Below are 9,648 nucleotides of genomic sequence, written 5' to 3'. Positions count from 1 at the left end.
ACCTGTTTTTTTCGCTCAATGGAACATCAATTTTTTTTAAAAAGCCCAATTTCCCTGTGTAGAACTTCAATGCTTTTTCTTGGTCCTGCACCGGAATGCCAATTACTTTTACTTTCATTTTTGTAACTTTTTAAGTTCAAGTTGCAAAAATCTAAAATCAGAAATGATTCGACTTTGTGAAAGTTGCTCTTTTTTGAAAGGCACTCGGCGTAAAACCAAAACGTGCTTTTGAATAATGTGCTAAAGGAACCGGGAGTTTCAAATCCAATGTCATAGCAGGTATCGGAAATATTGGTTCCCTTGCATAACATCTCTTTTGCCTGTTCAAGTCGCTTTTCAACAAGATATTCTTTTGGTGTTTGTCCGTAGTATTTTTTAAAGAGTCGAAGCAGATGAAATTTTGAAGTAAAGCGAATAGGGGAAAGCAAGCCCAGGTTTAGTCCTTTGTCAAAGTGATTGTTGATATAATGTCGTGTGCCAATCACCTTATCAATCTGTCCTTTGTTTTGGTAACAGGTGTCTTTTATTCGTGTTATTTCTTTTAAGTAATATGTCATATTGTCTCTGTGGAGATCGTTTTTTACAATTTCTGCTAACGGGCAGGGCTTTGTGCAGGTTGGGAAATAGTATTTCGTCTGCCCGAACCGCTGCGCGGATTTATTTTTTGTTGAAGATAAGTACAAAAGCCGATAGATATTCATCAGCCGGAACCGAAGTAGATGGCAGCACAAAAGTTCATTGTTGTTCCGTCAGCCCAACTTGCATAAAACCCGATGTTGTATGCCGTATTTCTCCGATACTTAATTAGATTTTCTTCTAAATTCGGTCACGGTAGCAGGTTTGTATTTTTCGCAATATATGTCGAGTCCAAACCTTATAATAAGTGCTGCTGCTGAAATTAATAAAGCTGTAAATCCAATTCCTTGTCCTGCCAAAGCCAAGCCGACTGCTGCTGTGATATATTTTTTGTCAACTACTGAACCAACTGCATTAGAATACCATGCTTTGTATACTTCACTTTTAGGGTCACAAAGAGAATTATAAACAACTCGTTTAAATGAGGAAAACACCGTCTTACCTGCAGGTTCGTCTTTTATTATTTCTTCGGGTGGGGGAAGCACTTTTTGCTCTTTATATGGCAGTAGATTTTTAGAAAATTTATCTACTTCGTAAAGTAAATCCTTTGTAAATTTCGGTACTGTCTTACCAATTGTAATATAAAGTTGTTCGTTCGTTGATGTCTCTAACACTTTTATCACTTCTTGGTGAAGTTCGTCAATATTAATCTCAATTATCCTGTTTGAATTAAGCGAAGCCAAAGCACATTCTTCATCAAATCTGGCGATGATCTCCTTGTTGAACTTTTCTCTTGTAGCTTCTGTCTTTATTACTTTTTTGTTTTCTAAAACTTCTTTTATAAATAGCTTTGCCTTCTCAATCTCGCTTTTTCTTAGATAAGCTATTGCTAAAAGTGCAGTAGCTTCTAAATGTAATCGGGTAGAATTATTTACAAGTGTTCTGTTTGATAAAAAGCCGTCAATGGCGAAATCATAATCCTTTTCTTCTAGCGCAAGTTCAAATAATTGATTCTTGAACTCAACAAGTTTTGTTGTTTTGCCTAAAGTTCTTAATACTTGTTGCAAATCGGAAACGACAGTTTTTGCGTCTACAATATTTTTTTCTTGAATTGCTTTTTTAAATTGTGGTGTTAGTCTGTCAAGTCTATTATTTAAACTCTCAACTTGAAGAATTGACAATTTTTGCTTCACAGGTTTAGAAGGCTTTCCTTCCATTTTTTGTTTTAGCAAGTCATTAAAAATGTCATTGATTTTTCGTGGTTCAGTCATAATGCAATGTCAGTAATATTTTTATTTTGTCAATAAGTCTCTGCAAAATGTGAGTTCCTTAATATGGCATACAACACTTTCATTTACGCAATAAAAGCCATTTTTAAGCACTTATAAACGCTTAGAAGCGTTTATAAACGGCTATTTCAATGGTCCGGCCCTCATAGAAATATAGATTGAATAGCGCGATTCAGCTACTACTAAAAACCAGAAATTGCACACCTGGAATTGGAGGGACTGAATATTGGGCATTATACAGGGTGCAGGCTAAAACTGTTATCAAACCTATTCATTTATTCCTAAAATTGATAAAAAATCTGATATTATGAAGCAACCTGCCGGTAATAAATTTCGCCGGGCCGCATAGCTATGTCTATTGCTTAGATGCAGCCCCCGGCGAATAGCACAGCTTGAGCCATCATCTTGAGTCGTCAGCCTTGAGCTAAAGTATACTAACGATGAACTGGTGTTCCTTCTTTCACTTCTCTCCTCTCTCCTTTCGCCCTTCCCTGCTCACCGCTCCACTACCACCCCTTTCATGGTATCCTGCAATTGCTTTACGTCTTCTTCCGTAAACCGGGTTTGCCAGAGATTGATTTTTTGCAAAGCTGCCAGTTGCTGAAACACGGTTGCGCTTTTAACGGTAATATCGTTTTGGCCTAAGTTTAATGAAACCAGTTGCTGCAATGCTTTCAGCGGCGCAACAGCCTCATCCGTAAGATTATTTTTTTGCATCTCCAGTTTATTGAGATGGGGAAGCGTGGCTATCATTTTTATTTCCTCGCCGGTAAGCGCACAATTGCTTACATCAAGCCGGTAAACCTGTTCCTTTACGGATAAGAGTAGCTGCAATGCCGCTTTTTTCTGCTCCGGGCTGCTTTGCCGCATCATTACAAAAGAAATGTCGAGCAGGTTGCTTTGTGCCGTTAACGTGCGAACGATCAATTTCATTTCTTTTAACTGCCTCACCACATTAGAATCGGCGCGGGCAACTTCAGGTAAAATAATTTCCTTATCATTTTCTTCATCAAAGCCCAGGTAGAAGGCCAGCAAATACCTGGTTTTTTCATCTAATTTGCTTTCGGCAATGTTCTTTGTAAAATCCGCCCCGGACGCTACCCACCATTTCAGTAATCCTGCCTCCACGGTAGTAAGCGGCGGCTGGTTATTGGCAGGCATAAATTTAGTGTTGTGCGGATCCAAACCAACCCTGTATACCAGTTCACTTCTGCCAATATCGCCCGGTACAAGGGTATTGCCGCTCTTACCTCCTTTCATTATCGCTTCCGGCGAATTGAGTACCAGGTCGCCCTGCTGCTTTCCCGGGTTATGACAACTCACACATTTAGCGCTAAGAATGGGCTGAATGACGTGAGCAAACACCTGCACGGAATCTAACTGGGCAGGAAGTTGCTGCGGTTGCACACGGGGTGTTTCCGGGAAAACAGACCGGAGAAAAGCCGGCATATGCGCCGTTAAATATCCTTCGCCATGCGTCATAGTTCCTCCAAAATGACCGCCTGCAATGATCAGTAATACACATACAGACAGCAGCCATGCACTAAGCCTTGTTTTCAAAAAAAGAATGTCTGCTCTTTTATTTGTCCTGATCCACCATGCGCAAAAACCAATGACCGCAGCGGCAATACCCGTCCATTTATGCCAGAATAAGGTACCGGCGTCATAACCGCCATTAGCAGCAAGAAAGTAGCCGGATACCGCTGCCAGCGCGGCGCCCAGCGATCCAATCAAAAGCGCTATGCTGATGGCGGATTGCAGCGTCCTGCTTTTTTTATACAGGGCAATACCATTCAGCAGCGCGGCAAATAGTATAATACCAATAGGAATATGAACGATCAGCGGATGGAAGCTTCCAAAAAACAATGACCAGTCTGTATGCATCTCTCAAATAATATTTACTATACCCGCTCTAATTTAACAGGATATGTTTTTTCTGCATTCCACTGACAGATATATACATTCTTATCTGCATCCACGCAAACATCATGTCCGTGATAAAAAATATTTCCGTCTGCAAACATGGGCTGCAGCTCACCCTTTTTATATTCTGGCTGTGTTCCGCCGGGATTGGAAACTACCTTATTGTTTTTATCTAATATGGTAACAAATCCGGATTTGCCGCCATCCATTTTACCGGTATCCCTGAAATTAGACCAGCATACGCCGGCATAAATATTTTCACCATCTAAAACGGGGCGGCATACATAGGCGCCGGGCAATTTAACTGTTTCAAGATAGCGGCCATCCAGCGTAAAGAACTTAAAAGCATTGTCGTTACGTGACGTACAGATCAACTTTGGTGATGAAGGATTACGCAAATCAACCGCCACGCCATGGGCGTTGTTCAGGTTATGTTCCGCATTGCTATTATGATGTCCTCCAAAATGGCGGATATATCTTCCGCTATGATCATACTGGATAATATAATCAGACCCGTATCCATCCGCCACATAAAAATCGCCATTGGGCGCAACCGCCACTTCCGTGGGTTTAAAAGGTTCATCCTGTTTGTATACGCCAATGGTGGCAGGATGGCCTAACGCGAACAGCAACCTGCCATCTATAGTAGTTTTAAATACACTGCCGGATTGCGACTGCCATTTATTATCCTTATCCAAAAAATATCCGCAATCGGTAATAAAAAGAAAATCCTCTTCACCTTCGGCAGATAAGGTAAGGCCGTGTCCGCCGGGATACCGGGTACCCCATGTATCAAGCAGTTTGCCCGATCTGTCGTAAATAATAATATTGTTCTTTACCTCATCAGTGATCATCACCAGGCGGCCTTTTGAATCATTTACCATCTCGTGGCAATCCAGCACCGGCGTTTTTGCGGGGTCGAGGTTACCCCATGTTTTATTTACGCGGTACCTGAAATTTCCATGTCCGATAATAGCATCATTTACAGGGCCGGCTTTACCGGTAATACTAAACCCGGCAACCGCACCACCGCCAATAAGAGCCGTTTTTTTAATAAATTGTCTCCGGGGATAATTGTTATGCGCTGTCATATTGATAGAATTAAAAAGTTTATGCAATAATTCCTTTTACAATTCTGCCTTCCACATCTGTAAGCCTGTACCTTCTTCCCTCCGCTTCGTAAGTAAGTTTTTCATGGTCTACGCCCATTAAATACAGCAAGGTAGCCTGAAAATCGTGTACATGCACCGGGTTCTTCGCAATATTATAGCCGAAGTCGTCTGTTTCACCATAGGTTAAACCCGGCCGCACGCCGCCACCTGCCATCCACATGGTAAAGCAGCGTGGGTGATGATCGCGTCCGTAATCATCTTTGGTAAGCTTTCCCTGCGAATAATTGGTTCGCCCAAATTCGCCGCCCCATATTACTAAGGTATCATCTAATAAGCCTCTTTGTTTCAAATCTTTTACGAGTGCCGCAGAGGCCTGGTCCGTAGCCTTACACTGCTGGGTAAGTGCAGAAGGGAGGTTGCCATGATTATCCCAGCCCTGGTGGTATAACTGAACAAATTTTACATTTTTTTCCAATAGTCTTCTTGCCAGTAAACAATTGGCGGCATAGGTGCCGGGAATACGCGAATCGGAGCCATACAGGTCAAACACCCAATCCGGCTCATCGCTCATATCGTTTATTTCGGGTATGGAAGCCTGCATACGGAAAGCCATTTCGTATTGGGCCACCCGGTTGCCTATACCGGGATCACCGAAGCTTTCCAACTGCGACTGATTTAAAGCGTTTAGCGCATCCAGCATTTCACGGCGGTCTGCCGCCTCATATCCCTTGGGATTGTTCAGGTACAATACGGGGTCTGCTCCGGAACGGAACTGCACCCCCTGGTATTTGGAAGGAAGAAAACCATTGCCCCAAAGCCGGGCATACAAAGGCTGATCCTTTGGCGCATTGTTTGATACGAGTACAATAAAGGCCGGCAGGTTATCATTATCCGATCCCAGTCCATAATGCACCCACGACCCCATGCTGGGCCGGCCGGCTAACTGGTTGCCGGTTTGCATGAATGTTAAAGCCGGGTCGTGATTGATTTGCTCCGTATACATGGATTTAATAAAACAAAGGTCATCTGCCACGGCTCCCGTGAAAGGCATAAGTTCGCTTACCCACGCACCACTTTGCCCCCGTTGGGCAAACTGAAAAGAAGAACCCACTAAGGGCAGGGCAGACTGCTGCGCGCTCATGCCCGTAAGCCGTTGTCCCTTCCTTACAGAATCCGGTAAATCCTGCCCATGCATTTTTTCAAGCAGGGGTTTATAATCAAAGGTCTCAAATTGGGAAGGACCGCCGCTCTGAAAGAGGTATACCACTCTTTTGGTTCTTGCCGGTATATCGGGCATACCTGTTATGCCATGCGGCCCGGCAATAGTATTCGTTTGCGGTGTTAAAACGTCCTGTCCTGCCAGAAGCGAACCCAGCGCCACTGATCCCAGTCCAAGGGAAGCTTTTAACAGAAACGACCGCCGGTTAAGATTACTGGCAATAAGCTGTTCTATTTCTTTATTCATCATGTTTTCGTTTATAGCAAACCGTTATCTTTTGGTGATAAAGGCGTCAGAGTTCATAATGGTACTTGCCACTACTGTTGTGGCAGCCAATGCCTGCAGGTCTTTTCCCTGCTTAATTTTATAGTTGCCCGCTGTTAACCATCCGTTCATTTTAGCAGGCTGCTTTTTAAACTTTTCATATTGTACGGCATATAAGTTTTCGAGAATATCCTTTTCTTTTGCCGAAGGCGTTCGCGCGGTTAAAGCACGGTAACAGTACAGTATTCTGTCGGTAGCAGCGTTGCCATTTGCCATTGCCTTTTCGGCCAATACTTTTGCCGCTTCCACAAACTGCGGATCGTTCAGTAACACCAATGCCTGCAATGGCGTGCTTGTTTTCTGCCTTTGCACGGTGCAGTTGCTTCGCATAGGCGCGTCAAAAGTGCTCATAGCCGGAGGCGGATTGGTACGCCGCCAAAAGGTATACAAGCTTCTCCTGTACAATGCGGCTCCCGTATCCTGGTGATACACTTCACTGTTTACCGCCCATACACCATCGGGCTGGTATGGCTTTACGCTGGCTCCGCCAATAGCAGGAGAAAGTAAGCCGCTTGTTGTTAAAGCCGCATCACGTACCATCTCCGCGGTTAAGCGAAATGCCGGTCCGCGGGCCAATAATATATTTTCCGGATCCTTCTTCAATAATTCAGGCGAAGTATAGGAAGACTGCCGGTAAGCAGCCGACAAAACAATCAATTTTTGCATGGCCCTTACATCCCAGCCCGATTCGCGGAAACGAACGGCAAGCCAGTCTAATAATTCAGGATGAGAGGGCATGCCGCCCTGGTTACCGAAATTGTCGGCATTTTTCTGAAGTCCCGTACCAAAGTAAGTTTGCCAGTAACGGTTTACAATCACTCTCGCGGTTAAAGGATTTTTAGGATCCATGAGCCATTTCGCCAACCCAAGCCTGTTCCTTGGAAGATCTTTTCCAAAAGGTAATATGGCAGCGGGCACATCCGGTTGTACTTCCGCTCCGTAATTATCATACACACCTCTTTCCAATATATATGCCTTTCTTTTTTGCTTCATTTCTTCCATCACCATTATTTCAGGTATGTTTTCCATGACCGCATTTCGCTCTAACCTTGTTTGCTGCAGTTCAGCGGCTTTCCGGTGCCATCCGGGAGAAACGCTGGAAAAATAGTATTGCGACAGGTCATCATCAGTAATGGTTTGGGGAGCAGGGTTGCCTGCCTGCAAATGAACCAATATATTTACTTCAGCGGGAGTAAGCGCACGGTTATAAATTACTAATTCATCTACCAGTCCGTTTTTAAACCCTGTTCCCCGCCAGTCGGCGCCAACCTGCAAGCCCGGCTGTTCTCCGTTAGTAAACATAATATCCTTATACAGGTTATCCTTTTCCGTTATCATAGCGGCTTCACTACCATCTATGAACAGTTTCAATCCGCCGGCTTTGCCCGAGCCATCATATACGAGGGTGAGTTGTATCCACTTTTCTTTTGGCAAAGGAGCTTCAGTTACCTTTAGTATATTGTTGTATGGCCAGGTGTGCGCCATTAAAACTTCCGCTTTATCATGCTTTATATTTAAAAAATAGCCCCGGAAATTATAGGTGATATCGCCACTGCCTTTATGAAAAATAACGCCTTTGTTTAACTCCTTCGGAATATTCACCCATACCCCAATGGAAAAAGGCTGAAAGCGGTTAAAAATGCCCACCTCACCCAGCTTCAGCACATCATCGCCATTCGATTTAAAAGCATTGCCAATCCTTCCGGGAACAAGTACAGGCTCAGCCGTTATGCCTTTATCTTTCGTATTTACTTCATTTATAAAAGCGCCGTTGGTAAGTTTGTCAAATGTAAAATGAGCTTGTAATCCTTTCTTTGCATTAAACGGAATAGTATTTCCGGTGTGTAGTTTCCACTGTTCAAAACCGGCTTTTTCGCTTTGAGTAATAGCATTCAATTCTGTTGCTATAGCACTTTCTTTTTTGCTGAGATAAGCGATGATGGAATCCTGTTTTGCATCAGTTAACAACATAGTAGGAACCGGCATGGCATTGTCCCATGATATTTGTCCGGCTTCATCTACATTATTAAAGAAACTATAGAGGCTGAAAAAATCTTTTTGTGATACAGGATCAAATTTATGATCATGGCAGCGGGCGCAGCTTATGGTTAAGCCCATCAACGCCGTTCCCACTGTGCTGGTACGGTCTACCACGTATTCGCTTCTATACTCTTCATCTACGATCCCTCCTTCCATGTTTTGCGCGTGATTACGGTTAAAAGCGGTAGCCAGCTTTTGTTCGCGGGTAGCATTGGGTAATAAATCGCCCGCCAGTTGCCAGGTAACAAAGCGGTCAAAGGGCATATTCTCATTAAACGCTTTAATCACCCAGTCGCGCCATGGCCACATCGGCCGGTAGCGGTCTACCGTATACCCGTGCGTATCGGCATAGCGTGAAACATCGAGCCAGTCAACCGCCATTTTTTCTCCGTAGTGAGGCGATTGCAATAAACGCTCCACCACTTTTTCATAGGCGTTGACCGATTGATCGGCAATAAAAGCATCCGTTTCCTGCAAGGTGGGTGGCAGTCCGGTAAGGTCTAATGTTACCCTTCGCAGCAAGGTTTCCTTATCGGCCTCCGGTGAAGGCTGCAGCTCATTGCTTTCCAGCTTCTGTAATACAAAAGCGTCTATCTCATTCTTAACCCACTGTTTATTTTTCACTGCAGGAACATCAAGTTTCACCGGTGCTATAAAAGCCCAATGGGGTTTATATTCCGCTCCCTGCTCAATCCATTTAATCAATACGGCTTTTTCATAATCGGTTAATACCCGGTTAGATCCTTTTTTGGGCATCATCATTTCCTCATCGGGCGTAGTGATCCGGAAATACAATTCGCTTTTGGCCAGCTTGCCGGGCACTATAGCATGCTTGCCACTCGTTAACGCCGCTAAAGCACCTTCCCGTGTAGAAAGATTTAAGCCTGCTTTTTGACCTTCGTTCTTATCGGGACCGTGACATAAAAAACATTTGTCGGAAAGAATGGGTTTCACGTGCAGGTTATAATCAATATGAGCCGGCAGTGATTTGTCGAACTTTGCTATGGAAGCCGGTTTATTAACAGCTCCTGTGCTGATAAAGAAAAAAGCGCCAATAGCCAGTAAAGCAATCAGCACTACCATTTTCCAGGGTATTCTTTTTTTCATATTTAAAACAAGCAATAACTTCTGCAATAAAATATAATGCCCAGGTATGAAACCATGA

The 9,648-nt window shown here is 43.7% G+C and carries 6 protein-coding genes and 1 pseudogene; all 7 read right to left on the bottom strand.

From position 1 onward, the window contains the following. A partial coding sequence (locus VL121_RS21750; protein WP_414635429.1) for a VOC family protein occupies positions 1–118 on the bottom strand: 118 nt, incomplete at its 3' end. A 112-nt stretch (positions 119–230) separates the two neighbouring features. Next, positions 231–557 (bottom strand): annotated as a pseudogene (locus VL121_RS21745) (helix-turn-helix domain-containing protein); the annotation flags it as partial. A 243-nt stretch (positions 558–800) separates the two neighbouring features. After that, positions 801–1,847, bottom strand: a complete 1,047-nt coding sequence (locus VL121_RS16970) for a hypothetical protein (RefSeq protein WP_325407543.1) — start codon at positions 1,845–1,847, stop codon at positions 801–803. Between the two features lie 513 nt (positions 1,848–2,360). Beyond that, positions 2,361–3,749 (bottom strand): c-type cytochrome domain-containing protein, encoded by a 1,389-nt coding sequence (locus VL121_RS16965; protein WP_325407541.1) that lies wholly within the window; start codon positions 3,747–3,749, stop codon positions 2,361–2,363. 17 nt (positions 3,750–3,766) lie between these two features. Continuing rightward, positions 3,767–4,879, bottom strand: coding sequence for an NHL repeat-containing protein (locus VL121_RS16960; protein ID WP_325407539.1), 1,113 nt, complete (start codon positions 4,877–4,879; stop codon positions 3,767–3,769). 19 nt (positions 4,880–4,898) lie between these two features. Next, positions 4,899–6,368, bottom strand: a complete 1,470-nt coding sequence (locus VL121_RS16955; protein ID WP_325407537.1) for a DUF1501 domain-containing protein — start codon at positions 6,366–6,368, stop codon at positions 4,899–4,901. A gap of 21 nt (positions 6,369–6,389) precedes the next feature. After that, the gene (locus VL121_RS16950; RefSeq protein WP_325407535.1) at positions 6,390–9,590 is read right to left on the bottom strand and encodes a DUF1553 domain-containing protein; all 3,201 of its coding nucleotides are present in this window, start codon (positions 9,588–9,590) and stop codon (positions 6,390–6,392) included. Between the last annotated feature and the right edge of the window lie 58 nt (positions 9,591–9,648).

This window comes from Agriterribacter sp. (assembly GCF_035497235.1).
Lineage (GTDB): Bacteria > Bacteroidota > Bacteroidia > Chitinophagales > Chitinophagaceae > Agriterribacter.
This window is presented reverse-complemented; position numbering and strand designations above follow the sequence as displayed.

Bases quoted from the DNA above. Each gene is read 5' to 3' on its own strand.
- VL121_RS16960 (WP_325407539.1), bottom strand. From the start codon at position 4,879: ATGACAGCGCATAACAATTATCCCCGGAGACAATTTATTAAAAAAACG.
- VL121_RS16955 (WP_325407537.1), bottom strand. From the start codon at position 6,368: ATGATGAATAAAGAAATAGAACAGCTTATTGCCAGTAATCTTAACCGG.
- VL121_RS16965 (WP_325407541.1), bottom strand. From the start codon at position 3,749: ATGCATACAGACTGGTCATTGTTTTTTGGAAGCTTCCATCCGCTGATC.
- VL121_RS16950 (WP_325407535.1), bottom strand. From the start codon at position 9,590: ATGAAAAAAAGAATACCCTGGAAAATGGTAGTGCTGATTGCTTTACTG.
- VL121_RS16970 (WP_325407543.1), bottom strand. From the start codon at position 1,847: ATGACTGAACCACGAAAAATCAATGACATTTTTAATGACTTGCTAAAA.